This is a genomic window from Streptomyces sp. NPDC002564 (assembly GCF_042889645.1).
Taxonomy (GTDB): Bacteria; Actinomycetota; Actinomycetes; order Streptomycetales; family Streptomycetaceae; genus Streptomyces.
This window is the reverse complement of the sequence record NZ_JBIARE010000021.1, coordinates 1-24,806: the sequence shown is the minus strand read 5'-3', so window position 1 is coordinate 24,806 and position 24,806 is coordinate 1. Positions and strand designations below refer to the sequence as shown.

The window sequence follows — 24,806 nt, the reverse complement described above, 5'->3', positions numbered from 1 at the left end:
GAAGGGTCAGTCCGCGCCGTGCCGGTACGGCAGTGCGCGCGGCAGCGGGGCGGGCTCGGCGGGACAGTCGGCCGGCAGGGTGAGGCCGAACAGCGGTGCGTACAGGGCGAGTCGGTCCCGCACCCACGCGGTGGGGCGGTCGACCTCGCGCGCGAGGACCGCGATCCGCTCGGCACTCACCGGTCCGGCGAGCGCGGGGGCGCGGCCGGTGTACCGCTCGGTGAGCAGGATCAGGTCCTCCCAGGCCGGTACGGCGTCCACCTGCGGCCTCTGCATGGTCAGTTCGACGCCGAAGGGCCGGTACAGGGCGAGGTGGTCCCAGGTCCGGTCCAGGGGCCGGCCGAAGCGGCCCGCGACGCGCAGCAGGTCCAGGGGGGTGACGGGGCGGTCGCCGATCAGGTCGGCGGAGAACATCGCGCTGTCGTGCGCGGTGGGCCGGTGCTCGCGCCAGGCCTGGTCGCCCTCGGTGATGTCCGTCCAGGGGCCGCCGATGGGGGCGTAGCGGCTGAGCGTGCTCAGGCTCTCGCCCAGTGTGCTGTCACGCTCGCGCGCGTGCGCGACGAGGACGTCCACGCCCGGCTCCTGGCGCCAGACCACACCGTCCTTGCCCATCAGACAGCAGGCCTTGGCGTCCTGCCCGGAGGGGCGCGCGCCGGCGAGTTCGGCGGGGAGCCGCAGGGACGGAGAGACCGGGTGGCCGGTCAGGGGGCCGAGTTCGGCGAGCCGGCCGCAGACCACGCCGAGGGGATTGGCGGAGACGGCCGAGGCGACCATCGCGTAGGGGGCGTCGAAGCCTTTCTGCTCGGCATCCGACCAGAAGGGGCCGCCCTCCACTCGGTCGAGGAGTCCTCGGCCGGTCCGCTCGGTCGGCAGTACCTGTACGTCGCCGGCCGACAGGCTCCGCCAGCTGTCGACGAGTCCGGGCGCCGATGCGTGGACCAGGCCCACGGCCGCGAGCTCCGTCAGGGTCGCGCGGATCTCCGCCACGTCGGCCTGTACGGCCTGCACGGCGAGAGCGGTGTCCAGCAGCTTCGCGGGGGTCCCCCGGGAGCCCGGGTCGTAATACCTGCTCTCCGGGTTCTGGAGGAGTCCGCACTCGAGACGGCTCGCGATGCGGCCCGCGAGCACGCCGAGTTCGGGAACGCGCAGGCGGCGCCACGCGATGACCCCGGCGAAGCGGTCCACGACCTCGGCGAAGGTGAGCGACAACGCGCCCGAGGCGAGGGCCACCTGGACGAGCGACAGGTCGGAGTCGACATCGGCGCGGGTGAAGTGACGGCTGAACTCGCGTGCTTCCTCCTCGCCCGGCTCGGCGGCGGCACTCGCCTCCGCGACGGCCGGCCGGCACGTCACGGCGGGCAGCTCGGGCAACCCCCACCAGGCGTAGCGCCGGAGGGTGTCCGCGTAGAAGCCGTCGGACGGTCGCGGACCGACCATGTCGGTCTTCTTCGGTCCGGCGAGCCGGGGATGCCAGGACAGGGCTTGCAGTTCCTCGGCGGTGGCCACGTGGTCCGGGTCGATGTCCGCGACGGGCCGGAACGATTCGATCCACAGGCCGACGTCGGCGAACCGGCGTGCCCGTCCCAGCGCCTCGGCCACCGGTAGCCCTGCTTCCAGCGAGAGGCTCCGCAGGACGGACATCAGGGGGAGCCGGCCGTACGTCGGCAGTCGCCAGTGCCGGAGCATCCCGTCGTAGGCGCTTCTGCCGCACAGCAGCCCGCGGTCCACCGCGTCCAGCTCCGTGGCATGGGCCGTGTCGAGGTCGGGCACCTCCGGAACCGTGACCCCGGTGATGGCGTGCCGCCGCACGTGGCCGAGCAGCCACCCCACGCTGCAGGCCTCGTCGGCCACGGAGAGTGCCGCCCGCAACAGGGTTCCCATCGAGTCTCCCCCGCGCGCCACCACACGCGCTTCCCAGCCCTGCGGCAGGGGGTATCCCTCCACCGAGTCGGGGACGGCCAGATCCGTGCCCCGACTCCGCAACGGGATCCGGGCGTCCCGCAGGATCGCGGACCGCCACGCCTCGAAGGCCGGGCCCAGCGAGGGAACGTAGTGGTAGACCCTGCTGCCCCGCTCCCCGGCGAGGTCGGGGTCACCGGGGAAGAATCCGACCCGCCGGAAGGGGATCACGGTCCGGTCCCAGGCGAGCCCGCTGGTGACCTGCGCGTCGGCGGCGAGCAGCCGCTCCGTCAGCCGGGCCGCCCCTTCCGGCAGCCACAGCGCGAGGTCCCAGAGCCACTCCAGGCCGAACCACGCGGGCGGCTCGAAGTCCGCGCAGGCGTCCAGGATCTGCCGCGCCGCCCACGCCTGGTCGTAGGCGAAGACCTTCGTCCGGCTGGTGCTGATGTCGGGGGCGTGCGCCTCGCGCAGGTCCATCACGCAGCCCGCGGGAAAGCCTCTGCGCCAGCCCCCGACCGGCTCCTCCAGGGCCCCGGCCTTCCAGACGGGCAACGTCGACTCCCCCGCCTCCCCCGCCTCGCCCTCCTCGCCCGGCGGCTCCGCCACCAGCACCCCGTCCGCCAGCAGCCGGCCCGGCCCCGGCACCCACCACAGGTCCCGGGAGGCCCGCGCCGCGCGGCTCGCGTCGCCCTCGTAGTAGAGCGTGTCCGGCACCCACTCCCGGACCGTCTCGCCGTCCCGCTCGACGCGCAGCGCGAAGTCGGAGCGCCAGACCAGCGCGCCGAGTTCCTTCGCCACGTCGACCGGGTCGCCCTGGAGGTGGAGCCGGACGCGGGTGCCCCCGCCGGGCCGGGACTCGTCGCGCTCGCCGATGCGGAAGAGGCTGCCGCTGGACGCGATGTCCACCCGCAGTCCGCGGCCCGAGCGCGCGCGGCCGTACTCGTCCGTGGCGCGGGTGGAGATGCTGATCTCGTCGGCCAGCATGAAGTAGCTGAAGACGCCCACCCCGAAGCGGCTGTTGGGGTAGATGCGCAGGTCGTCGTCGACGCGCCGCCAGCGGGCCTGTTCCCTGCGGTACTCGCGGGACTGCTCGAAGCGCCGTCCCGCGCGCGAGAACGTGCCGCGCAGGGTGTCGCGCCCCATGCCGACGCCGTTGTCCTCGCACTCCACGTAGGCGCGGCCCTCGCCGTCCGTGCCCTGCCGGAAGACGATCTCGCCCGTCCAGGTGTACGGGATGCCCTTGCCCGCCTTGCCGTAGCGCAGCCGCGCCTGGCGGTAGCGGCAGGCGTCCAGGGCGTTCTGGTAGAGCTCGCGCAGGGCGAGGTTGCGGTCGCCGTAGAGCTGGGTGCCCATGAGGAGTTCGCGCATCTCGTCCTCGGCGAGGCCGAAGCGCATCAGGGGCACTCCGTAGGCGTCGCCCTTCGTGCGGGCGTCGTACTGGGGGCGCAGGCCGCCGCAGGTGACCCGCTCGGGCAGATGGGCGAGGAGGCCGTCGGGCGCGGTCCGGCCCAGGTGCCGTCTGATGCGCAGCACGGCGTCGTCGGTCCAGCCGGTCAGCGCCTCCAGCCCCGCGTGCACCGCGGGGTGGGGGCAGGGGAGGTCGAGGTCGAGGGTCCGGGCGTAGCGGTCCCTGACCCAGCGCAGCTCCCGGACGCTCGCGACGGCCTGGTGCGGGACGAGGCCGTCGGCGACGCCGATGTTGTCGACGAGGACGCCGGGCAGTTCCCGCAGGTCCCCGCCGAGCAGTCCCGCGACGGCGATCAGCCAGGACAGCTCGCGGGGGCGCCAGGCCTCGGTGACCTCGGAGGTCCCGGGGGCGCCGGTGCGCACCAACTCGTGCAGCCGGAAGGGCGGTTCGGGCTCGTCGTCGTAGGACCGGGCGGGCACGACGCCGGTCTGGCGGCACACGCGGATGAGTTCGTCGGTGAGCTCCTGCACCCGCTGGGTGGGGGCGCCGTCGCCGATGAGGGCCGTGGCGAGCGGGGCGAGGAGCTGCTGGGCGTACGCCTCGTCCCACAGGTCCTCGCGGCCGCGGACGTGCCGGTGCATGAGCCAGGCGGCGACGGCGTGGGCCTCCTGCGCCCGGCCGCGCGCGGCCAGTTCGCGGCCCTTGCGCCAGATCAGGGCGTGGGCGGCGAAGGTGTGCTCCAGGTCGACCCGTTCGGTGCGGGCGCCGGAGTGCGCTCCGGCCGGTTCGAGCCGGAAGGCACCGGCCGCGGCCGCCGCCTTGACCCCGAGGGCGTACAGCGCCTCGCGGACGAAGGGCGCGGCCGCGAGGACGGCGAACTCGCCCGCGTCCAGGAGCGGGCCGCCCTGGGTGCGGGAGGGTGCGAGCAGGGGGCGCAGGCCCTTGGTGAGGACCCGTACGGGGTAGTCGTCGTCCGCCCAGGGGTCCTGCACGCCGGTCAGCGCGGTGGCGTACCAGCGCGCGCACTGCCGGGTGAGGTCGACGAGGGCCTGCTGGATGGGGGCGCGGCGGTCGTCGTCGCAGCGGACGGCCGCCCAGAGCTCGGGGTCGCGCACGGCCGTCGACCAGGATTCCTGGAGCGTGCGTCCGGTGCACAGGAGCACCGGGGCGATGGCGTCGGGGCCGGCGGGCGCGTAGTGCGGGGTGGGGGTCTGTTCGTGCCGGGCGGCGCGGGCCAGTTCGGTGGTCCGGGCGGTCGTGTGGGCGATGACCTCGCCCACGGTGCGCGGCGGGGAGTCGGCGTCGAGGGCCTCGGCGAGCGCGCGGGTGAAGTGGCTGCCCTGTTCGTCGTCGGAGCCGCAGGTCTGGCCGGGTCCGCAGCCGAAGAGGACGGCGACGCGGTCGCGCCACGCGGGGAAGTTGGTCGCGGCGCCGCCGCCGTGCGAGGCGCCGTCCGGGCCCGCCGGATCGCGGCAGGCGTCGACGGTGAGCAGCACGGTGCCGGCCCGGCAGCCCTGGAGCAGCGAGGCCAGGTCGAGGTCGATGAGGCTGTCGAGGGCGACCTCGGGCGGGTCCACGGCCCAGCTCAACTGGGCGTCGGCGGGCACCAGATGGTCGGCGCCGCCGACGGAGAGGCCGTGTCCGGTGAAGTGCACGACGACGGTGCCGTCCTCCGGCGCGGTGCAGCAGATCCGGCTGATCGCGCTGCGGATGCGGGAGCGCTGGGCGGGGCGGTCGGGGGTGAGGCCGAGGATCTCGACGCTGTATCCGGAGGATTCGAGGGCCGCGCCGAGGAGTTCCGCGTCGTGGTGGACGGCGGCGGTCAAGTCCGGGAATTCCTCCTCCAGTTCGTAGCGCGGCACGGCGACGATCAGTGCCCGCTTGCTCTCCCCCATGGCCGCGCGCCTCCTGTCGAACCGAGCCCGGTAGGGGCCAGGATCCCACAGGGCTCCGGGGCGGCACCGGCCACCGGCGCCGCCCCGGTCCGCCGCGCGGTCACCCTCCGGGGGGTGGCGTGCTCACCAGACGCGCACCGACCCGCCGGAGGCGAACACCGGGCTCGTCGCGTCGCCGGGCGGCTCCTTGAGGGGTTCGTCCAGTTCCTGGACGGTGGGTCCCACGCGCGCGGCGACGGCGTCGAGCCGGGCCAGGTCGAAGCCGTAGACGCGGGCGGCGTTGCCGCCGACCATGGCCGCGATCTCGTCCCGGGGCAGGCCCGCGTAGGCCATCCGCAGGCCTTCGCGCGAGTAGGGGTGGGTGCCTTCGTCGTGCGGGTAGTCGCTGCCCCACATGATCTTGTCGAGGCCGATGCGGTCGCGCAGCGCCGCCTCGTGCGGGCGCATGAAGCTGGCGCCCACGAAGCAGTTCTCGCGCCACACCTGGGAGGGGCCCTTGCCCATCGAATCGGCCAGGCCCGCACCGAACTTGGACTCGGCCGTGTCCGCCCTGGTGGCCGCGGCGACGAGTCGCCCGTGGTAGTAGTCCAGCATGTCGAGCACGCCGGGTACCCACCCCGAGCCCTGTTCGGTGAGGACCAGCTTGAGGTCCGGGTGGCGGCGGAAGGCGCCGCCGAAGACGAGGTGCCACAGCGCCCGGTGCGAGAACCACGTCGTCTCGACCATGAACACCGCGCGCGCGGCGGGCTCCTCGCCCAGCGGCGGCGAGGCCGATCCGGCGTGGTGGTTGACCGGGACGCCGAGCTCCGCGCAGACCGACCAGATCGGGTCGTACGCCGCCGAGTAGAGCTCGGGCAGGCCCGAACCGGGCGGTGTGCCGGGCAGCATGAGGCCGCCGGTCAGGCCCGCCGCCACCGAGCGGCGGATCTCCTCGACGGCCAGGCCGACGTCGTTCAGGAGGATCTGGAAGACGCCGGCCCTGCGCCCGGGGGCGGCGGCGCAGAAGTCCGCGAGCCAGCGGTTGTGGGCGCGCAGGCCCGCCCAGCGCTGCTCGAACTCCTCGCGGGTGGGGGCCGGGGCCATCAGGGACGCCGTGGGGAAGAACGGCGGGATGGTGTTGGGGAAGACGACCTCGGCGACGATGCCGTCCGCCTCCAGCTCGGCGAGGCGGCGCCCGGAGTTCCAGTTGCGGTCGGCGGTGTCCGCGAGGAGGTCCTCGTACGGGTTGACGTAGGTGGCCGCCCAGGTGTCGAACGCGTCGTGGTGGCGGGACTCCAGGTAGGGCCGGTAGTCCAGGAGGTCGGCGCCCGCGTGGCAGTCCGCGGAGATCACCGTGTAGCGGTCCTCGGTGGTGCGCTGTGTGCTCATGTGTCGGCCCCCAGTACCGGGAAGTCGTGGTCGGTCAGCCAGTGGCGGCCCACGTCGCGCGAGCGCGCCCAGGAGGCCTCGACGGCGGCCTGGCCCGCTTCGCCCGGGTCCTGGCCCAGGTCGGCGGGGGTCGGGCCGATGCGGCGGGCCAGCGGGGCCAGCTTCTGCGTGTCGAAGCCGAAGACCTCCGCGGCGGCGAGGCCCAGCATGCGGCGGGTCTCCGCCACCGGGATGTCGTGGAACGTCTTCCGCAGCCAGCCCCGGGTGTCGGGCCAGGTGCCCTCGGGGTGCGGGAAGTCGCTGCCCCAGAGGATGTTGTCGACGCCGATCTCGTAGCGCTGGGCGAGCTCGCGGCGCTTGGTGTTGGTGGCGCAGACGAAGATCTGCCGGTCGAGGTACTCGTGCGGCGGGCGCTTCAGCTCCGCGAAGGGGGAGAGCTTCTTGCCGCCGTGCGCGCCCAGGTAGAGGCGGTCCATGAACCACAGCAGGTTCGGCAGCCACCAGCAGCCGGACTCCGCGACACCGAACCTGAGCCCCGGGTGGCGCTCGAAGGCACCGGACCAGAGCAGGAACCACAGCGGCCGGGCGGGCCACCAGGTCACTTCGGAGACGTAGATCCCGAGGTGGTCGCCGTACTCGTGGCGGGGCGCCGCGCCGGAGTGCGTGAGCACGGGCATCGCGCACTCGGCGGCGGCCGCCCACACGGGGTCGTAACGCCGGTCGTGGTAGGGCGCCTTGTCGACCCACATGGAGGGGATCATCAGTGCGCCGAGCCCCGACTCCTTGGCGCGGTGCACCTCGGCGACGACCCGGTCGACCTCGCCGGTGACGGGCAGCAGGGCGACGCCGCAGTGCCGTTCGGGGTGTTCGGACACGAAGTCGGCGAGCCAGCGGTTGTGCGCCTGGGCGCCCGCCATGCCGAGCTCGGGGTCCTGGTCGCCGGAGAGGCCGAGGCCCACCCCGAAGGGGGCGGCGGTCTGGCTGTCGACGGCGTCCGCGTCGGGGAAGACGACCTCGGCGGCCACGCCGTCGCCGTCGAGTTCCTTCAGGCGCTGCGCGGTCTCCCAGCCGCCGCGCAGGCCCTCCTCGTTGTCCTGGAACCACTTGGCGGCGAAGGCGTCGTTGCGGATGCCGAGCCGGGTGGCCTCCTCGCGGCGGGCGTCGCGCTCGCCGAGGAACCGGTCGAACTCCCGGTGGAAGCGGCTGTCGAGGTAGGGCCGGTACTCCTCGGTGGGGAGACCGGCGTGGCAGTCGGAGGAGATGATCAGGTACGGGTCGTTCTGCTGAGCCGTCATCACACGTCCCTCAGTCGGTCCCGGACGAAGCCCTCAGTCCAGGATGAAGCTTTCCAGGTACGCCGGGTCGGCGCGGTCGAGCATGGACTGCGAGCGCGCCCTGATCTACCCGTCGCTGTGCCCGCTCGGCGGGAGCAGCCAGAAGCGGCCGGCCGCGATACCCTCCGCGACGAAGTCCGCGACCTGCTCGACGGGGGTGAACGTCACCTCCTGGCCCGCCTCCTTCATCGCGGCCTCCCACTGGTCGAGGCTGCGGTAAGGGGTCTTGCGGGGGCGGGACTTGGCGTAGCGGTCGGGGCGGTTGCGGTGCGACTCCCACAGGCCGGTGCGCAGCATGTGGGGTCCGGGGAAGAGCACGGAGGCGCCCACGCGCGCGTGGGCGGCCTTGAGGTGGGCGTACAGCGACTCGGTCATCGTCACCACGGCGGCCTTGGTGACCGCGTACACCGAGGCGGTGGGCAGCGGCGCGATGCCGCCGTCCGCGGAGGAGGTGTTGACCACGTGCCCCGGCTCGCCGCCGTCGATCATGCGGGGCACGAAGGCCTGGATGCCGTGGAAGACGCCCCAGACGTTGACCTCGAAGGCCCACTTCCAGTCGTTCGGGTCGTGCTCCCACATGCGGCCCTCGGCGCCCGAGCCGACGCCCGCGTTGTTGCACAGCACGTGGACGGCGCCGAACTTCTCGTACGTCTCGTCGGCGAGGGCGAGCACCTGTTCGCGCGAGCCGACGTCGACCACGCGCGCGTGGGCCGTGGCGCCGTCCTCGCGCAGGGCGGCGGCGGCCTTCTCCAGGGCGCTCTCCTCGACGTCGGCGAGGACCACCTTCAGGCCCTCCGCCGCGAACCGCCGCGCCATGGCGAGCCCGATGCCGCTCGCCGCGCCGGTGACCACGGCGACCTGTCCTGCCCGCAGCTCCATCTCAGACGCTCCCCTCGGGCGGTCCGTCGAGGATCTGGGCGGGGTCGTCGTAGCGCTGGTGGATGTAGGGCAGCAGGGCCTGCGCGCTGACCCGCTCGACGACGCGGCCCTGCTGGTCGGTGGTCTTCTCGCCGAGGGTGATCTCGACGAGGGAGCGCACCGGCAGGTCGGCCACCGGGTCGTACATCGACTCGCGCAGCACGACGTCGCCGGTGACGGCCTCCAGCTTGCGGATCTTCTCGTTGCGCACGCAGTGCACGAGCACCGGGTCCGCGTCGAAGCCCGAACCGTCCACCGCGGGCAGGAACTTGAAGTAGAAGTCGGTCTTCCGGGTGGGTTCCGGCAGCGGCAGGGGGCCGCTGACCGCGCCGCGCACCTCGACGAACGCGATGCCGTGCCGCGCCAGGTGGGCCCGTACCACCAGGCCGTCGCGGGTGACCTGCACCTCGCCGAGCTTCTTCGGCTCGCCGAAGACCTCGCGCCCGCCGATCAGCGCCCGCTCGTGCGTCATCGGCATCACCAGCGGATACCAGCCCGCCACCCCGGCGTGCTCGGCGGCGACGGCGACCGAGCCGGCGCCCAGCGGGTAGCCGGGCAGGTCCACCGTGCTGATGTTCACCCGCACCAGCGGGCGCCCGGTGGGCTTCAGCGGCGGCGGCAGGACCGCCGCGACCGCGTCGGGGTCGCTCTCCCAGACGGCCACCACGCCCGTGGACCAGATGTCGGGGAGCTTGGAACTCGCGGTGCGCGCGGCGGCGATCTCCGCCTCGCTGCGCGCTCCGTAGCGGATGCGTGCCATGTCGTACCACCTTTCGTCAGCGCGGAATCGGGCCCGCGGCCGGGACTTGCGGCGGTTCTGTAACACAGTTACAACAGGTCTCGTGAAGGGTAAAGAGACACAGCGCGATCGGACGCGGAAGGCCGCGCGGGAGCGGGGCGGCGCGGCCGGGGAGTCCCGTGCGCACCTGGACCGGGAGCAGGTCCTGGACACCGCCGCGCGCCTGGTCAAGCTGCACGGCCCGGAGGCGCTGACGATGCGGGCGCTCGCCGCCGAGCTCGGCACCGCCGTCACCTCCATCTACTGGCACGTCGGCAACCGCGAGTCGCTCCTGGACGCCCTCGTCGAGCGCACCCTGGCCGATCTCGGCGAGATCCGCGCCACCGGCCGCACCCCCGCCCAGCGCGTCGCCTCGGTGGCCCGCGCCCTGCGCCACCAGCTCCTCGACCACCCGCACCTGGTCGCGATGGTCCACGAACGGGGCCTGACGGAACGGATGTTCCTGCCCGCCCAGCGCACCCTCGTGCACGAGGTCCACGCGGCGGGCCTGCGCGGCGCCCGCGCCGCCGAGGCCGTGCGCATCGTCCAGCTGCACGTCGTCGGCCATGTCCTGGTCGAGCGCAACCGCGCCCGCGCCCCCGCGCAGCGCCCCGGCGAGGAGGAGCTGTGGACGGCGCAGGCGGCGGAGCAGGACGCGCCGCTCGCCCGCGCGCTGGCCGGACCGGTCGACCCCCAGGCGTTGTTCGCCACCTCGGTGCGGGCTCTGGTGGCCGGGCTCATCGGACCGGGGACGTGACTGTCGGTCGCGGCCCGTATCCTCATGAACCATGCTCGAAGACCGCACGACCGCAGCGTCCGCAGCCCCCTGGCCGGCCGCGTATCCAACGGGGTACGCGGTCGTCGACGTGGAGACCACCGGCCTGGCCCGCGACGACCGCATAGTGTCGGCCGCCGTCTACCGGGTGGACGCCCGGGGCGAGATCGAGGACCACTGGTACACGCTGGTCAACCCCCAGCGCGACCCCGGACCGGTCTGGATCCACGGCCTCACCAGCGCCATGCTCGCGGACGCCCCGCTGTTCGGGGACATCGCCGAGGAGTTCTCCAGCCGCCTGGACGGCCGCGTCCTGGTCGCGCACAACGCCGTCTTCGACTGGTCGATGATCGCCAGGGAGTACGCGCGCGCGGAGCGCACCGCCCCCGTCCGCCAGCGGCTGTGCACCATCGCGCTCTCCAAGGAGCTCGCGCTGCCGCTGCCCAACCACAAGCTGGAGTCCCTGGCCGCGCACTTCGGCGTCGAGCAGCGCCACGCGCACAACGCGCTGGACGACGCGCGCGTGCTCGCCGAGGCGTTCCGCCCCAGCCTCGAGGCCGCGGCCGGCGGCAATGTCCGGCTGCCGCTCCTGGAGTGCCGCCCGCTGACCGAGTGGGCGGACGGGGCGCCCCGCATCGGCCGCCAGGCGACGGGCCCGGCGCCCTCCTCCTCGTACCGCCCCGGCACATGGCGTGCCGCGCGCAAGCGCCAGCCGTGCCCGTACCCGAACCCGGGGCGCTACGAACCGGGCAAAGCACTCAAGCAGGGCATGCGGGTCGCGTTCTCCGGGGACACCTCGGTGGAGCGCGAACTGCTGGAGGACCGGGCCGTGGAGGCCGGGCTGCACATCGCGACGAGTGTGTCCCGGCTCACCAGCCTGCTCGTGACGAACGACCCGGACTCCGGCACGTCCAAGACCGTGAAGGCCCGCGCCTTCGGCACGCCGGTGATCGACGAGGCGGCGTTCGGCCAGCTCCTCCAGGACGTGGCGCCCGCCACGGAGGCGTAACCGCACAGGTGTTCAACGGCGGGGCGGGTCCCCCGGCGTCAGACGGGTGATTGCCGCACGACTCGCCCGCCGCCCCCTCGCCCCGCACCGCCGCGCCGTCCCACCCTGTGGCGCATGGCACGTTGCGAGGTCTGCGGAAACGACTACGGCATGTCCTTCGAGGTCCATGCCCAGGGAGCAGTGCACGTCTTCGACTGCTTCTCCTGCGCCATCCACCGCATGGCGCCCATCTGCGAGCACTGCCGGTGCCGCATCATCGGCCAGGGCGTCGAGGTGGAGGGCCACTGGTACTGCGGCGCCCACTGCTCGCGCGCGGAGGGGCGGGTGGGCATCGTCGACAAGGTGTGACGGCGGGGCCGGACCGGGCGCGGGACCGACCCGCTGCCGCGCCCGGACCGGCCGGTGCCGCACCCGGACCGCCGGTGCCGCACCCGGACCGGCCGGTTCCCGCCCTCCGCGGGACCCGCCCGACGGGGTCCGATACACCCCGGGGTACCGTCTTTGCCGTGTACCGCTTCCTGTTGTCCCGGCAGTGGGTGATCCTCACCCTCATCGCCCTCGTTCTCATCCCCGTGATGGTCGAGCTGGGTTTCTGGCAGCTGCACCGCCATGAACACCGTGTCGCGCAGAACCAGCGGATCACCGACGCGCTGGCCGCCGACCCGGTGCCGGCCGAGAAGCTCACCTCGCCCGGCCACGAGGTGCCGCAGCGGGACCTGTACCGCCGGGTGAGCGCCCAGGGGACGTTCGACCCGCGGCACGAGGTCGTCGTGCGGCGGCGCACCAACTCCGACGACGAGGTCGGCTTCCACGTCCTGACGCCGTTCGTCCTCGACGACGGCAAGGTGCTGCTCGTCAACCGCGGCTGGATCCCGGCCGACGGCCCGCAGACCGCCTTCCCGAAGGTCCCCCGGCCGCCCGGCGGCAAGGTCACCGTCACCGGGCGCCTGATGGCCGACGAGACGTCCGCGGCCAGCGGCATCAAGGACGTCCGCGGCCTGCCGGACCGTCAGATCATGCTGATCAGCAGCGGCCAGCAGGCCGACAGCCTCGGCAAGCAGGTCCTCGGCGGCTATGTCGAGCAGACCTCCCCCGAGTCGCGCGACGGCTCCCCCGAGCTGATCGGCGAGCCCGACCACAGCGGCATCGGCCCGCACATGGCGTACGCGGTCCAGTGGTGGCTGTTCGCCGCGGGCGTCCCGGTCGGCTGGGTGGTCCTGGTCCGCAGGGAGCGGCGCGACCGCGCGGCGGCGGCCGAGGCGCCCGCCCCGGAGACGGCCACGGCGGGCGTCTAGCCCCACCGGCTCCTCCCGCCCCCGGACGGCCACCGTCCCCGGACTCCCCCGGCCCCGCGGCGCCTTCCGGTCACCGCGGCCACGGACTCGGCCGATTGGCGGCCCCGGTCCCCGGGAACCCGTTCATCCGTGCCCCGTCGCAATGAAGATTCCGCGCCCACCGAAGATTCCGCGCCCGCCGAGGACTCCCGCCCCGGCGAGAAATCCCGGCCCGGCGATGGCTCCCGTCCCCGCGAGGAGCCCGCTCCCGCCGCAGCCCCCACGTCCCTCGAGGGTCTCGTGCCGATCGAGGACCGCGCGCTCATCGGCGACCACCAGACCGCCGCCCTGATCGGCAGGGACGGCTCCATGGACTGGCTCTGCCTGCCCCGCTTCGACTCGGCGGCCTGCTTCGCCGCGCTGCTCGGCGACGAGGAGAACGGCCACTGGCGGATCGCCCCCAAGGACGCCGGCGCCTGCACCCGGCGCGCCTACCGCCCCGACTCGCTCGTCCTCGACTCGGAGTGGGACACCCCGGACGGCTCCGTGCGCGTCACCGACTTCATGCCGCAGCGCGACCGCGCCCCGGACGTCGTCCGCATCGTCGAGGGCCTCAAGGGCACCGTCACCGTCCGCAGCACGCTCCGGCTCCGCTTCGACTACGGCTCGGTCGTGCCGTGGATGCGCAAGCGGGACGGTCACCGCGTCGCCGTCGCGGGCCCCGACTCGGTGTGGCTGCGCAGCGAACCGGCCGTGCGGACCTGGGGGGAGGACTTCGGCACCCACTCCGAGTTCACCGTCGAGGAGGGCGAGACGGTCGCGTTCGTCCTGACCTGGCACCCCTCGCACGAACCGCGGCCCCCGCTCGTCGACCCCCACGACTCGCTGCGCGAGAGCCTTGCGGACTGGCGCGCCTGGGCGGCCCGCTGCGGCTACGACGGGCCGCACCGCGACGCCGTCGTCCGCTCCCTCATCACCCTCAAGGCCCTCACCTACGCGCCGACCGGCGGCATCGTCGCCGCCCCCACCACCTCACTGCCCGAGGAGGCCGGCGGCGTCCGCAACTGGGACTACCGCTACTGCTGGCTGCGCGACTCCACCCTCACCCTGGGCGCCCTCCTCGCGGCCGGCTACCAGCAGGAGGCCGTGGCCTGGCGCGACTGGCTGCTGCGCGCGGTCGCGGGCAACCCGGCCGACCTGCAGATCGTGTACGGGCTCGCCGGGGAACGGCGGCTGCCGGAGTCCGAGATCGGCTGGCTGTCCGGCTACGCGGACTCCGCCCCGGTGCGCATCGGCAACGAAGCCGTGGAACAACTGCAGCTCGACGTGTACGGCGAGGTCGTCGACTCCCTGGCCCTCGCCCACCGCGCGGGCCTCACCACCCCCGCACACGCCTGGAACCTGCAGCTGTCCCTGCTGGAGTTCCTGCACGAGAAGTGGCGCGAACCCGACCAGGGCCTGTGGGAGGTGCGCGGGCCGGGCCGCCACTTCGTCCACTCGAAGGTCATGGTGTGGGTCGCCGCCGACCGCACCGTACGCACCCTGGAGGAGAACCCGCGGCTGCGCGGGGACGTCGAGCGCTGGCGCACCCTGCGGGACGCGGTGCACCGCGAGGTCTGCGAGCGCGGCTACGACCCGGCGCGCAACACCTTCACCCAGTCCTACGGCTCCACCGAGCTGGACGCCGCCCTGCTGCTCATCCCGCGCGTCGGCTTCCTGCCGCCGGACGACCCGCGCGTCATCGGCACCATCGACGCGGTGCACGCCGAACTCGGCCACGACGGACTGCTGCGCCGCTACACCGCAGACCAGACCGCCCTCGACGGCCTGCCCGGCCAGGAGGGCGTCTTCCTCGTCTGCTCGTTCTGGCTGGCGGACGCCCTGCACATGACCGGGCGCACGAAGGAGGCGCGCGCCCTCTTCGAGCGCCTCCTCTCGCTCGGCAACGACGTGGGGCTGCTGGCGGAGGAGTACGACCCGGTGTCGGGCCGGCAGCTGGGCAACTTCCCGCAGGCATTCAGTCATATCGGACTGGTGAACACCGCCCTCGCGCTCTTCGGCGAGGACGCGGGAGGATAGGACCATGGATCTTGGACTGAAGGACCGTGTCTACGTAGTCACCGGCGCCACCCGCGGCCTCGGCAACGCCACCGCCCGCGCCCTGGTCGCGGACGGCGCGAAGGTCGTGGTCACGGGCCGCGACGAGAAGACGGTCGCCGAGGCGGCCGCCGAACTCGGCACGAACGCGGTGGGGGTCGCCGCCGACAACGCCGACCCGGCCGCCGCGGGCGCGCTGGTCGCCGCGGCGCGCGAGCACTTCGGCGGCTTCGACGGCGTGCTGATCAGCGTCGGCGGACCCGCCCCCGGCTTCGTCGCCGACAACACCGACGAGCAGTGGCAGGCGGCGTTCGAGTCGGTCTTCCTCGGCGCGGTGCGGCTCGCCAGGACCGCGGCCGCCGAGCTCGGCGAGGGCGGCGTCATCGGCTTCGTGCTCTCGGGTTCGGTGTACGAGCCGATCGCGGGCCTGACGATCTCCAACGGGCTGCGCCCGGGGCTCGCCGGGTTCGCCAAGTCGCTCGCGGACGAGCTCGGCCCGCGCGGCATCCGCGTCGTGGGTGTGCTGCCCGGCCGGATCGGCACCGACCGGATGCGCCAGCTCGACGGGCTCTCCCCGGACCCGGCGGCCACCCGCGCGGCCAACGAGGCGGGCATCCCGCTGCGGCGCTACGGCACGCCCGACGAGTTCGGCCGCACCGCGGCGTTCCTGCTGTCGCCCGCCGCGTCGTACCTGACGGGGGTCATGGTGCCGGTGGACGGCGGGTCGCGCAGCGGCTTCTGACGGCGCCGGTCACGTCCCGCACGTCCCCGCGAGGCCGGCGGGCGCGGGCTCAACTCACGCGTTCGGCGCGGTGCTTGAGCCCGCGCAGCCGCACCTCGGCGGGCAGGCTCGCCAGGCCCGCCGAATCGCGGGCGTGCGCGAGGGCCTGGGCGGAGAGCCGCCGCAGCGCGTCGGACGGCGTGGCATGGGGTTCGAGGACGAGGTCCAGGCGCGCCTGCGGCGTGCTGCGCCGCCCGGTCAGCCGGGCCTGGGCGCGCTCGACGCCGTCCAGCGCCTGCGCCTCACCGGCCAGGACGTTCTCCATGGCGCGGCCGCGCAGCAGCGCGCCCTCGCCGTCCCCGGTCTCCACCAGGACCTCCGCGAGGCGGCGGGTGCGCAGCTGGGCGGAGAGCCACCACAGCGCCAGCAGCACGCACACCGCGAGGGCCGCGACGACCGCGGGCCAGAACCAGCCCTCGTCGCGCCACCGCGTCCGGTCGGCGGCGCTGAGCAGCACGTCGCCCTTGCCGTCGTGGATCCACCACGAGGGCGGCGACGCACCGAGGCCGACGGCGAGCACCGAGCCGCCGAGGACCAGCAGCGCAAGACCGGCGAGGGCGAGGACCACGCGGTTGACCGTGCTCAGCATCGGTTCATCCCTTCCTGCCGGGCCGGGCCACGTGGACCGCGAGTCCGGGAGCACGCGCGAGGCCCAGGTCGTGGATGCCGTCGGTGAGGACGGCGTCCAGGTCTCCGCGTACGTCGTCGAGTTCACGGAAGTGCGACACCGCGCGCACGTCCACCTTGGAGCGCGTCATGCGGACCCGCACGGACTGCACGCCGGGCACGTCCATCGCCCGGTCGCGCAGCACCATCGCGGCGGCGCCGCGGTGCAGTCCGGCGCGTACGTCGGAGTGGGTGCGGCGCATCGGCAGCACGGAGCGCTGTCCGGGCGTCACGGCCAGCACCAGGAGCCAGATCCCGGCGACGGCGGCCACCGCGGCGCCGGCGAGGACGGCGGTGTCGTCGAGGTGGCGCTCGCCGAGCTGGCGGGCCAGCTCGCGGCGCCAGCGCATCGCCGGATGGTCGGCGCGCACGGCGACGACGTCGTAGAGGAGCAGGCCGGCGGTGCCGAGCGCGAGCAGCGCGACGACGGCCGCGGGCACCCGGCGGGGCGACCGGAAGCGGGGCGCCTTCTCCTCGTCGCCGGAGAGCGTGGGCAGCGGCTGATGGGCGGACGCCGACTGGTCGAGCTCGTCGTCCTGCGTCTGGTCGACGACCGGCAGCGGCCGGGTGCCGCCGCCCGCGGATTCGCTCATCGGATCCTCCCCTGTGCCGCGGTGCGTACCTGCGCCGAGTGCAGCCGCTCCACCTGGACGGTCACCTCGGGCACGTCCATTCCCGCCAACGCCTTCACCCGCTGGGCGACATGGCGGCGCACGGCGCCGCACTGGCCGCCGATGTCGCAGGGGTAGTCCAGTTCCAGACTGATGCGGATGCGGGCCGACTCATGGCGGACGGAGACCGTGGCGCGCGGCGGCGGCCCGTCGGGCGGGACCGCGTCCGCGGTCACCGCCTCGCGCGCCGCCCGCGCGGCGATCTTGGCGACGACCCGGTCGGCGATCCGGGTCGCGCCGCGCTCCGCCGCCGCGACCTGTGCCGCCACCGCTCACCGCCGCCGGTCGTCGCGGCCGCGGAAGAAGTCGCCGGGCTCCAGGTCCCCGTCCAGGAACCGCCCGGCCACGAAACCGATGGCGCCCAAGGCGGCCACCAGCAGGAACGCCCCGAATCCACCGAAGTATCCGGCGAAGCCGAGGGCCATTCCGGCCACCATGCCGATCACGGCCATGCTCATCGTGCGCTCCTTAGGCGGGACGGCCTACTGCAGGCGTCCCTGAGGCTCGTCGTCATCGTCCTCGTCGGGCAGTTTCACATCGCTCACCGCGATGTTGACCTCGACGACCTCGAGCCCGGTCATGCGCTCGACGGCCGTGATCACGCTTTCGCGCACGTCCTGGGTGACGTCCGCGATCGAGACGCCGTACTCGACGACGATCTCCAGGTCGAGCGCGGTCTGCACCTCGCCGACCTCGGCCTTCACGCCGCGCGAGACGGACTTCGAGCCGCCGGGGACCCGGTCGCGCACGGCCCCGAAGGTCCGGGCGAGCCCGCCGCCCATCGCGTGCACGCCGTCGACGTCACGCGCGGCGAGTCCGGCGATCTTCTCGACGACGCCGTCCGCGATGGTGGTGCGGCCGCGGCTCGCGGGGTCGCCGCCGCCCCGTCCCGCCGCGGACTTCGCCGCTCTGTCGTCCGGGGAGTCCTTCGCCAGGCTCTGAGACTGGTTCCGCTGTCCGGTGTCGGTCATCGCCGTCCCGTTCCTTTCGAAAGGGGAACTGCTCCGTCGGAGCCCCACGGGGAGGCCCGCAGGGAGATCCGCGGAGGTCTGGCCCCGTCGGGCGGGGCTGCTTTCCCGCTCACATTAAGCGCGCTCCCGCGCCCGCGCGCCCGGGATGCGGCAGGGTGGAGCCATGACGGGCGAGGGATGGACCCAGGCGGTACGCCGACAGCTGGGGCTCGGCCGGGTGCTGCCGCTCGGCGGCCCCGAGGACGGCGCGTGGCTGGCGGAATCGGCCGCGGACGGCGCGTTGCGCCAGATGGCTGACCGGGTCGCCGGAGTACGGCTCGGCACGGTCCGCATCGGGGCGGCCGATCCGGCGGGCCGGTACGTGGCGGCGGTGCCGGCACCGCCGAGCGCGCTGCCGCCGGGGCCGCTGCGGATCACCGCCGAGTTCGCGGCAGCGGCCTCCGCGCCGCTGCCCCCGGCGGCGGACCGGCTGCGCGCCGCCCTCTCGGCGACGGCGGCGGAGGTCGGCCTGGTGGTCGCGGAGGTGGACCTGCGGGTGACGGCGCTGCTCGAGAAGGACGCAGCCGACGCGGCCCCCGGCTCCGTACCCCCCGAGGACGTGCGCGCCGAGGAGGCGGCCGGTGACAGCACCACCGACGCCGGGGCCGGTACCGACGCGGATGCGGACGGCGACGCCGACGGCGACGAGGCGCGTGTGGCGCGGGCCGTCCTCGCGGTACCGGGAGTGGCCCGGCTGACCGGGGTCCTGGGCCGGGCCGTGCACATCGAACAGCACGCGGCGGCGGGCAGCCTGCCGCGCCGCCACGCGCGCGTGGAGCTGGCGACGGACCGCGGTCACCGCGCGCTGGACGTGGCGCTCGCGGTCCGGGCGGCGGTCGGCGCGGCCCTGCCGGACCACCCCTCGGTGGCCGTGCTGGTCACCGAGGTGGGCTGAAACGGGCGGAAACAGGCGGAATCGGAGGCGGTGGGCCGATGCGGGGACCGGTCCGTACCGGTCCTCAGTCGCCGAGCCCCGCGAGGTCGCGCAGCCGGCGGCCCTGCGCGGCGCGCTCGGCGATGCGCTGCTCCTCGAAGGAGCGGCCCACGGCACCCTGCAGCAGCGCCTTGGTCTCGATGACGGCGTCGCGCGGCGCGGCGACGAGCGCGGCGGCGAGGTCCGTGGCGGCGGCGTCGAGCTGGTCCGCGGGCACGACGAGGTTGGCGAGGCCGGTGCGCTCGGCCTCCTCCGCGTGGACGAAGCGTCCGGTGGCGCAGATCTCCAGGGCGCGGGCATAGCCGACGAGCCCCACCAGCGGGTGTGTGCCGGTGAGGTCGGGGACGAGCCCGAGGCTGGTCTCGCGCATGGCGAACTGCACGTCGTCCGCCGCGATCCGCAGGTCGCAGGCGAGCGCGAGCTGGAAGCCCGCGCCGATGGCGTGGCCCTGGACGGCGGCGATGGACACGAGGTCGCTCCGCCGCCACCAGGCGAACGCGTCCTGGTACTCGGCGATGGTGGCGTCGAGAACGCCGTCCTCGCCCCGTGCCAGGTCGATGAAGGAGGGCTCGCCGTCGAAGCCCTCGGGCGTGAACGCCTGCCGGTCGAGGCCCGCGGAGAAGGACTTGCCCTCACCGCGCAGCACCACGACGCGGACGCTGCCCGGCAGACGCCGACCTGCCTCCGTCAACGCCCTCCACAGCGCGGGAGATTGGGCGTTGCGCTTGGCCGGATTGGTCAGCGTCACCGTGGCGACGGCCTCGTCGACGGTGAGGCGTACGCCGTCCTTGTCGAGAACCGGTGCGAGCTCGCTGTCGGACGAAGCCATGGGGTGCCTCCGATGGGGTGCGGTCGGTCGGGGCGCGTGGGAGCGCCCGTAAGTGACTGCACAGTAACCACCCGGTCGGCAGGGCCTTCTCCCAGGCCCCCCTAAGGGGGTCCGGGGACGGACGACCGGGTGGTCACCATCGGACCACTGGGACAGCGTGCCGCCGCCTGTCAGCCGGCGGCGGCCTTCTTGCCTCGCGTCGCCCCGCCGCGTCCCCGCAGCGTGACGCCGGATTCGCTGAGCATGCGGTGCACGAACCCGTACGAACGGCCCGTCTCCTCGGCCAACGCCCGGATGCTCGCACCACCGTCGTACTTCTTCTTCAGGTCTGCCGCGAGCTTGTCGCGCGCGGCGCCGGTAACCCGGCTGCCCTTCTTCAGAGTCTCGGCCACCCGTGCCTCCTCATGGGAAGTGCGCTCTGGACTTCTCATGATCACCCCTCTCGCGCTTCCTGGCCACCCATTCGACAAGGTCCGTACGACGAGGTTGACCGCGTCGAGAGCGCTCCCCACGATCGGAATTAACGATTCCGCACGATCGGCTTCGCGCGGTCGCGCGGCTGTGGCGACGAATCGGCAGGTCAGCGGGGTGGTGGCGGAGAGTGTCCGGCCCATCGCAGGTCGGCGACGAAATCCGTGTATGCCACACCTCGGTACGAGGAGAGCTCACACAGATGGGGGATCACGGATCGGCCGAATGATCCATACCCAGTGGATCAGTCATTCGATCAAGCACGGTGGACGCCCCTCGGGAGGGGCGTCCACGGATTCCGCATCGGGGCCCGGGGGCCCCTGCGGAGGGTCAGGCGAGGGCCACCAGGTCCGCGTAGTCCTGGCCCCACAGGTCCTCGACGCCGTCCGGCAGCAGGATGATCCGCTCCGGCTGGAGCGCCTCGACCGCGCCCTCGTCGTGCGTGACGAGGACGACGGCGCCCTTGTACGTGCGCAGCGCGCCGAGGATCTCCTCGCGGCTCGCCGGGTCGAGGTTGTTGGTGGGCTCGTCCAGGAGGAGGACGTTGGCCGAGGAGACGACGAGGGTCGCGAGCGCGAGCCGGGTCTTCTCGCCGCCGGAGAGCACCCCGGCCGGCTTGTCGACGTCGTCGCCGGAGAAGAGGAACGAGCCGAGCGTCTTGCGCACCTCGACCAGGTCGAGGTCGGGGGCGGCCGAGCGCATGTTCTCCAGGACGGTGCGCTCGGGGTCGAGCGTCTCGTGCTCCTGGGCGTAGTAGCCGAGCTTGAGGCCGTGGCCCTCGATGACCTGCCCGGTGTCGGGCTTCTCCGCGCCGCCGAGCAGGCGCAGCAGGGTGGTCTTGCCCGCGCCGTTGAGGCCGAGGATGACCACGCGTGAGCCCTTGTCGATGGCCAGGTCGACGTCGGTGAAGATCTCCAGCGAGCCGTACGACTTCGACAGGCCCTCGGCCATGAGCGGCGTCTTGCCGCACGGCGAGGGCTCGGGGAAGCGCAGCTTGGCGACCTTGTCGCTCTGGCGCACCTCGTCCAGGCCCGCGAGGAGCTTGTCGGCACGGCGCGCCATGTTCTGCGCGGCGACGGTCTTGGTGGCCTTGGCGCGCATCTTGTCGGCCTGCGAGTGCAGGGCGGCGGCCTTCTTCTCGGCGTTCTGCCGCTCGCGCTTGCGGCGCTTCTCGTCGGACTCGCGCTGCTGCTGGTAGAGCTTCCAGCCCATGTTGTAGACGTCGATCGCGGAGCGGTTGGCGTCCAGGTAGAAGACCTTGTTGACGACCGTCTCGACGAGGTCGACGTCGTGGGAGATCACGATGAAGCCGCCGCGGTACGTCTTCAGGTAGTCCCGCAGCCAGACGATGGAGTCGGCGTCGAGGTGGTTGGTCGGCTCGTCGAGCAGGAGCGTGTCGGCGTCCGAGAAGAGGATGCGGGCCAGCTCGATGCGGCGGCGCTGACCGCCGGACAGCGTGTGCAGGGGCTGCCCGAGCACGCGGTCGGGGAGGTTGAGCGCGGCGGCGATGGTGGCGGCCTCGGCCTCGGCGGCGTACCCGCCCTTGGTGAGGAACTCCGTCTCCTGGCGCTCGTACTTCTTGAGGGCCTTCTCGCGGGTGGCCCCGGCGCCGTTCGCGATGCGCTGCTCGTTCTCGCGCATCTTGCGGATCAGCACGTCGAGTCCGCGGGCGGAGAGGATGCGGTCGCGGGCGAGCACGTCGAGGTCGCCGGTGCGGGGGTCCTGCGGGAGGTAGCCGACCTCGCCGGAGCGGGCGATCGTGCCGCCGGCCGGGATGCCCTCACCGGCCAGGCACTTGGTGAGGGTGGTCTTGCCCGCGCCGTTGCGGCCGACGAGGCCGATGCGGTCGCCCTTGGCGATGCGGAAGGTGGCGTTCTCGATGAGGATGCGGGCGCCGGCGCGCAGCTCGATGCCGGAAGCGGTGATCACGGGGTACTCCTGAACAGAGTGGACGGCGAGAGGGACGACTGGGGTGCTCGGGACCGGTGTCTATGCCGTCCAACTGAGGAGAGGAGCTGCCATGGCAGCCAGTCTAACGGCCCGTCGCAACTACTTTTCTGGCCGCCCGTGGCCGTCGGCGCCCCGCCGCAGGTCCCCGTTGCCCAGCGGGGTGCGGCCCGGAACGATTCTTCCGTAGTCGTCGACCGCGACCACCTGCGACGTCCAGGACGTGCCGGGGCCGGCGCAGGGCTGGGCGATGAGCAGGGCGCCGTCGCGGCGCACCGCGCGGGCCGGCGCGAAGGCGCAGCCGGGGCGGGCGGGCAGCACCCAGCGCAGGTCGCCGTCCGCGGTGCGGTAGGCGGCGATGCGCTGCGGGGTGACGACGGCCAGCATCCGGGCGCCGGGGGCGAGCGGCTGCAGGACGCCCGCGCCGCCGCGCGCGGCCGGGGTGCGCAGCCAGTCGGCGCTCGCGGGCACGGCCCGGTGCCAGCGCACCGAGCCGCCGTCGGCCCGGGCGGTGTCGGTGACCAGGCCGTCGTTCCAGAGCGTGAGGGCGTGGCCCGGCGCGGCCAGGGACGTGACGGGACGGCGGCCCTCGCGCGTGTAGGTCCAGCGGGGGCCGCCGCTCGCCGGGTCGTACGCCCGCACGGCACGGCCGCTCGTGCGCACCACGGGTTCGGCGGCGCCCTGGCCCGCCCCGCGCGCGTGGACGGTGAGCCGGTCCCCGAAGGGGGCGGGCCGCGCGTGGTGGGCGGCGGTGACGAGCGGCAGGGCGAGCAGGGCGAGGGCCACGGGCAGGGCGATGCGGGTGCCGCGGCGAGCGGGGCTGCCCGGCGCGGCGGGCGGGGGCGGTCCGGGCGCCGTGGGGGCGGCCAGGGGCGCGGGCGTGGCGGCGAGCGGGGGTGGCACCGCGGGGGTGGCGTGCGGCAGGCCGGTCACGTCCAGCGGCAGAGCTGCCATGACGCCCCCTTCGGTCCCACTGCCCATGCACCCGATATGCCCGCGGATCAGGCGCAGAGCGTAGCCGCGGGCGGGACGGCGGCCGGTGCGCGGCGGGGCGACACGGCGCGGACGGCGGCCGGTGTCCCCCGTTCGGACCCCCGTCCGGGGCCCGGCGGGGGCGGGCATATCAGGATGAAGTGGCCGGTGCTCCGGCGCGGGGCGGCGCGTGCCGTCCCGGACGCGGCAGAGGGGTGCGCCCATGCAGTTCGACGACGACGCCGACCTGGACACCTCCGAGGTGCAGGATGTGCGCGGCAGTCGGATCCCCGGCGGCCGGGCGACGGTGGGCGGCGGCATCGCCGGCCTGATCGCGCTGCTCCTCGGCCTGTTCTTCGGGGTGGGCCCCGACCAGCTGGGCCTGTCGTCGGGCAACGACGAGCCCGCGGCCTCGTCCTCGTCCCTCGGGCAGGTGCAGCAGACCTGCCGCACCGGGCAGGACGCCAACAGCAAGCAGGACTGCCGCATCGTGGCGGTGGTCAACAGCGTCCAGGACTACTGGCGCCCGGAGTTCCGGCGCCGCGGTGGCACGTACACGCCGTCCCAGACCGTGCTGTTCACCAGCAGGGTGGGCACCGCCTGCGGGACGGCGACGTCGGCGGTCGGCCCCTTCTACTGCCCCGGCGACAAGAAGGTCTATCTGGACCTGGGCTTCTTCGACGACCTGCGGACCAAGTTCGGCTCGTCCGGCGGGCCCTTCGCGCAGGCCTACGTGGTGGCGCACGAGTACGGGCACCACGTGCAGGACCTGATGGGCACGCTGGGGCGCTCCCAGGACGGGCGCACCGGCCGGGACAGCAACGCCGTCAAGGTCGAGCTGCAGGCGGACTGCTACGCCGGGGTCTGGGCGCGGCAGGCGACCCGCACCCCGGACGACCGCACCGGCAGGCCGCTGCTCAGCAGCCTCGACGAGAACGACATCCGCGACGGCCTGGACGCGGCGGCCGCGGTGGGCGACGACCGGATCCAGGAGAAGTTCCAGGGCCGGGTCACCCCGGAGTCCTGGACGCACGGCTCGGCCGAGCAGCGCCAGCGGTGGTTCTACGAGGGCTACCGCAGCGGCGACATGGGGCAGTGCAACACCTTCCGCTGAGCCGCCGGGCGCCGGTCCGGCGGGCGTTGTCGGACCCCGGTGCGACACTGTGAAGTGTGTGGCCCGGGTCACACCGCGCGGTACGGACCTGATCGGAGTGATCGGCATGGCAGGCGACGACGGCGGACGGCCGAGCATCTACCCCACCTTGCTGTACGCGGACGCGAAGGCGGCGATCCGGCAGCTGACGGAGGCCTTCGGCTTCACCGAGGTGAGTGTGTACGAGGGCGAGGACGGCCGGGTGATGCACGCCGAGCTCGCCCAGGGCAACGGCGCGGTGATGCTTGGCTCCAAGGGCACGGGCAGCGCGTTCGACGAGGCGATGAAGGGCGCGGGCCCGTGCGGCGTCTACGTGGTGGTGGACGACGTCGACGCCCACCACCGGCGGGCCCAGGAGCACGGCGCGGAGATCCTGCTGCCCCCGACCGACCAGGACTACGGCTCGCGGGACTACATGGCCCGTGACGCCGAGGGCCATGTCTGGAGCTTCGGCACGTACGCCCCCGAGATCCGGGGCTGAGGTCCGCCCGGCGGGCGGGGGGGGGCGCGCCCCCCCCCCCCCGGGCCCCCCCCCCCCCGGGGGCCCCGCCCCCCCCCCGGCGGCCCCCCCGGGGGGGCCGCCGCCGGGGGGGGGGCGGGCGGCGCGGCGCCCCCCC

At 74.1% G+C, this 24,806-nt stretch carries 22 protein-coding genes and 1 pseudogene; 9 read left to right on the top strand and 14 right to left on the bottom strand.

Features of this window, described 5'->3' with window-relative positions; genetic code table 11:
- Nucleotides 1–6: 6 nt before the first annotated feature.
- From ACFYXE_RS37305 to ACFYXE_RS37285, 5 genes and pseudogenes are all read right to left on the bottom strand, one after another.
- Nucleotides 7–5,202, bottom strand: a complete 5,196-nt coding sequence (locus ACFYXE_RS37305) for a caspase family protein (RefSeq protein WP_389320700.1) — start codon at nt 5,200–5,202, stop codon at nt 7–9.
- Nucleotides 5,203–5,325: 123 nt separating this feature from the next.
- Nucleotides 5,326–6,570 (bottom strand): amidohydrolase family protein, encoded by a 1,245-nt coding sequence (locus tag ACFYXE_RS37300; protein WP_389320697.1) that lies wholly within the window; start codon nt 6,568–6,570, stop codon nt 5,326–5,328.
- Complete coding sequence (locus ACFYXE_RS37295) at nt 6,567–7,865, bottom strand: amidohydrolase family protein (protein ID WP_361171362.1); 1,299 nt, start codon at nt 7,863–7,865, stop codon at nt 6,567–6,569. Before ACFYXE_RS37295 ends, ACFYXE_RS37300 begins: the two co-directional genes overlap by 4 nt.
- Before the next feature lie 33 nt (nt 7,866–7,898).
- Nucleotides 7,899–8,783 (bottom strand): annotated as a pseudogene (locus ACFYXE_RS37290) (SDR family NAD(P)-dependent oxidoreductase).
- Between the two features lies 1 nt (nt 8,784).
- Nucleotides 8,785–9,582, bottom strand: a complete 798-nt coding sequence (locus ACFYXE_RS37285) for an acetoacetate decarboxylase family protein (RefSeq protein ID WP_389320694.1) — start codon at nt 9,580–9,582, stop codon at nt 8,785–8,787.
- Nucleotides 9,583–9,748: 166 nt separating this feature from the next.
- On the opposite strand from ACFYXE_RS37285, the gene ACFYXE_RS37280 reads away from it, so the two are divergent.
- The 6 genes from ACFYXE_RS37280 (at nt 9,749) to ACFYXE_RS37255 (ending at nt 15,497) form a co-directional block, all read left to right on the top strand.
- The gene (locus tag ACFYXE_RS37280) at nt 9,749–10,357 is read left to right on the top strand and encodes a TetR family transcriptional regulator (protein WP_361171478.1); all 609 of its coding nucleotides are present in this window, start codon (nt 9,749–9,751) and stop codon (nt 10,355–10,357) included.
- Nucleotides 10,358–10,388: 31 nt separating this feature from the next.
- On the top strand, nt 10,389–11,384 hold the full coding sequence (locus ACFYXE_RS37275) for a DEDDh family exonuclease (protein ID WP_389320691.1): 996 nt from the start codon (nt 10,389–10,391) through the stop codon (nt 11,382–11,384).
- A 114-nt stretch (nt 11,385–11,498) separates the two neighbouring features.
- The gene (locus tag ACFYXE_RS37270; RefSeq protein WP_055702389.1) at nt 11,499–11,732 is read left to right on the top strand and encodes a hypothetical protein; all 234 of its coding nucleotides are present in this window, start codon (nt 11,499–11,501) and stop codon (nt 11,730–11,732) included.
- 158 nt (nt 11,733–11,890) lie between these two features.
- A complete protein-coding gene (locus ACFYXE_RS37265) occupies nt 11,891–12,679 on the top strand; it encodes an SURF1 family protein (protein ID WP_361180775.1) in 789 nt (262 codons plus the stop codon).
- 279 nt (nt 12,680–12,958) lie between these two features.
- Nucleotides 12,959–14,737: a glycoside hydrolase family 15 protein gene (locus ACFYXE_RS37260; protein ID WP_389320687.1), complete on the top strand. Its 1,779-nt coding sequence runs from the start codon at nt 12,959–12,961 to the stop codon at nt 14,735–14,737.
- A gap of 4 nt (nt 14,738–14,741) precedes the next feature.
- Entirely contained in the window at nt 14,742–15,497 is a 756-nt protein-coding gene (locus ACFYXE_RS37255) for an SDR family oxidoreductase (protein ID WP_361180773.1), read from the top strand.
- A 49-nt stretch (nt 15,498–15,546) separates the two neighbouring features.
- On the opposite strand, the gene amaP is transcribed toward ACFYXE_RS37255, so the two are convergent.
- From amaP to ACFYXE_RS37230, 5 genes are read right to left on the bottom strand one after another with little or no spacing between them, the layout of a single operon-like run.
- Complete coding sequence (gene amaP, locus ACFYXE_RS37250) at nt 15,547–16,125, bottom strand: alkaline shock response membrane anchor protein AmaP (RefSeq protein WP_389320683.1); 579 nt, start codon at nt 16,123–16,125, stop codon at nt 15,547–15,549.
- A 4-nt stretch (nt 16,126–16,129) separates the two neighbouring features.
- Nucleotides 16,130–16,795 (bottom strand): DUF6286 domain-containing protein, encoded by a 666-nt coding sequence (locus ACFYXE_RS37245; protein WP_389320680.1) that lies wholly within the window; start codon nt 16,793–16,795, stop codon nt 16,130–16,132.
- On the bottom strand, nt 16,792–17,142 hold the full coding sequence (locus ACFYXE_RS37240; RefSeq protein ID WP_361180770.1) for a hypothetical protein: 351 nt from the start codon (nt 17,140–17,142) through the stop codon (nt 16,792–16,794). The genes ACFYXE_RS37245 and ACFYXE_RS37240 overlap by 4 nt, the downstream gene beginning before the upstream one ends.
- A 3-nt stretch (nt 17,143–17,145) precedes the next feature.
- Nucleotides 17,146–17,331 (bottom strand): hypothetical protein, encoded by a 186-nt coding sequence (locus ACFYXE_RS37235; RefSeq protein WP_361180769.1) that lies wholly within the window; start codon nt 17,329–17,331, stop codon nt 17,146–17,148.
- A 24-nt stretch (nt 17,332–17,355) separates the two neighbouring features.
- Entirely contained in the window at nt 17,356–17,844 is a 489-nt protein-coding gene (locus ACFYXE_RS37230) for an Asp23/Gls24 family envelope stress response protein (RefSeq protein WP_361180768.1), read from the bottom strand.
- 163 nt (nt 17,845–18,007) lie between these two features.
- Here ACFYXE_RS37230 and ACFYXE_RS37225 point away from each other — a divergent pair, with 163 nt between their 5' ends.
- Nucleotides 18,008–18,778 carry a nucleopolyhedrovirus P10 family protein gene (locus tag ACFYXE_RS37225; protein ID WP_389320676.1) on the top strand — a complete coding sequence of 257 codons (771 nt, stop codon included), beginning with the start codon at nt 18,008–18,010 and terminating at the stop codon, nt 18,776–18,778.
- Between the two features lie 64 nt (nt 18,779–18,842).
- Here ACFYXE_RS37225 and ACFYXE_RS37220 read toward each other — a convergent pair whose 3' ends face one another.
- The 4 genes from ACFYXE_RS37220 to ACFYXE_RS37205 form a co-directional block, all read right to left on the bottom strand.
- On the bottom strand, nt 18,843–19,646 hold the full coding sequence (locus ACFYXE_RS37220; protein WP_389320673.1) for an enoyl-CoA hydratase/isomerase family protein: 804 nt from the start codon (nt 19,644–19,646) through the stop codon (nt 18,843–18,845).
- A 170-nt stretch (nt 19,647–19,816) separates the two neighbouring features.
- Nucleotides 19,817–20,038, bottom strand: a complete 222-nt coding sequence (locus tag ACFYXE_RS37215; protein ID WP_055550175.1) for a helix-turn-helix domain-containing protein — start codon at nt 20,036–20,038, stop codon at nt 19,817–19,819.
- Nucleotides 20,039–20,447: 409 nt separating this feature from the next.
- On the bottom strand, nt 20,448–22,046 hold the full coding sequence (locus ACFYXE_RS37210; protein ID WP_361180764.1) for an ABC-F family ATP-binding cassette domain-containing protein: 1,599 nt from the start codon (nt 22,044–22,046) through the stop codon (nt 20,448–20,450).
- Between the two features lie 120 nt (nt 22,047–22,166).
- Nucleotides 22,167–23,018, bottom strand: coding sequence for a hypothetical protein (locus tag ACFYXE_RS37205; RefSeq protein ID WP_389320668.1), 852 nt, complete (start codon nt 23,016–23,018; stop codon nt 22,167–22,169).
- A gap of 241 nt (nt 23,019–23,259) precedes the next feature.
- On the opposite strand from ACFYXE_RS37205, the gene ACFYXE_RS37200 reads away from it, so the two are divergent.
- Both ACFYXE_RS37200 and ACFYXE_RS37195 read left to right on the top strand, forming a co-directional pair.
- A complete protein-coding gene (locus ACFYXE_RS37200; protein WP_361180777.1) occupies nt 23,260–24,150 on the top strand; it encodes a neutral zinc metallopeptidase in 891 nt (296 codons plus the stop codon).
- Nucleotides 24,151–24,256: 106 nt separating this feature from the next.
- The gene (locus ACFYXE_RS37195; RefSeq protein ID WP_389320663.1) at nt 24,257–24,670 is read left to right on the top strand and encodes a VOC family protein; all 414 of its coding nucleotides are present in this window, start codon (nt 24,257–24,259) and stop codon (nt 24,668–24,670) included.
- The last annotated feature ends 136 nt before the right edge of the window (nt 24,671–24,806 follow it).

Excerpts from the sequence above, each read along its gene's own strand:
- ACFYXE_RS37305 (WP_389320700.1), bottom strand. The coding sequence starts at position 5,202 with ATGGGGGAGAGCAAGCGGGCACTGATCGTCGCCGTGCCGCGCTACGAA.
- ACFYXE_RS37300 (WP_389320697.1), bottom strand. The coding sequence starts at position 6,570 with ATGAGCACACAGCGCACCACCGAGGACCGCTACACGGTGATCTCCGCG.
- ACFYXE_RS37295 (WP_361171362.1), bottom strand. The coding sequence starts at position 7,865 with ATGACGGCTCAGCAGAACGACCCGTACCTGATCATCTCCTCCGACTGC.
- ACFYXE_RS37285 (WP_389320694.1), bottom strand. The coding sequence starts at position 9,582 with ATGGCACGCATCCGCTACGGAGCGCGCAGCGAGGCGGAGATCGCCGCC.
- ACFYXE_RS37275 (WP_389320691.1), top strand. The coding sequence starts at position 10,389 with ATGCTCGAAGACCGCACGACCGCAGCGTCCGCAGCCCCCTGGCCGGCC.
- ACFYXE_RS37270 (WP_055702389.1), top strand. The coding sequence starts at position 11,499 with ATGGCACGTTGCGAGGTCTGCGGAAACGACTACGGCATGTCCTTCGAG.
- ACFYXE_RS37255 (WP_361180773.1), top strand. The coding sequence starts at position 14,742 with ATGGATCTTGGACTGAAGGACCGTGTCTACGTAGTCACCGGCGCCACC.
- amaP (WP_389320683.1), bottom strand. The coding sequence starts at position 16,125 with ATGCTGAGCACGGTCAACCGCGTGGTCCTCGCCCTCGCCGGTCTTGCG.
- ACFYXE_RS37245 (WP_389320680.1), bottom strand. The coding sequence starts at position 16,795 with ATGAGCGAATCCGCGGGCGGCGGCACCCGGCCGCTGCCGGTCGTCGAC.
- ACFYXE_RS37235 (WP_361180769.1), bottom strand. The coding sequence starts at position 17,331 with ATGAGCATGGCCGTGATCGGCATGGTGGCCGGAATGGCCCTCGGCTTC.
- ACFYXE_RS37230 (WP_361180768.1), bottom strand. The coding sequence starts at position 17,844 with ATGACCGACACCGGACAGCGGAACCAGTCTCAGAGCCTGGCGAAGGAC.
- ACFYXE_RS37225 (WP_389320676.1), top strand. The coding sequence starts at position 18,008 with ATGACGGGCGAGGGATGGACCCAGGCGGTACGCCGACAGCTGGGGCTC.
- ACFYXE_RS37220 (WP_389320673.1), bottom strand. The coding sequence starts at position 19,646 with ATGGCTTCGTCCGACAGCGAGCTCGCACCGGTTCTCGACAAGGACGGC.
- ACFYXE_RS37205 (WP_389320668.1), bottom strand. The coding sequence starts at position 23,018 with ATGGCAGCTCTGCCGCTGGACGTGACCGGCCTGCCGCACGCCACCCCC.
- ACFYXE_RS37200 (WP_361180777.1), top strand. The coding sequence starts at position 23,260 with ATGCAGTTCGACGACGACGCCGACCTGGACACCTCCGAGGTGCAGGAT.
- ACFYXE_RS37195 (WP_389320663.1), top strand. The coding sequence starts at position 24,257 with ATGGCAGGCGACGACGGCGGACGGCCGAGCATCTACCCCACCTTGCTG.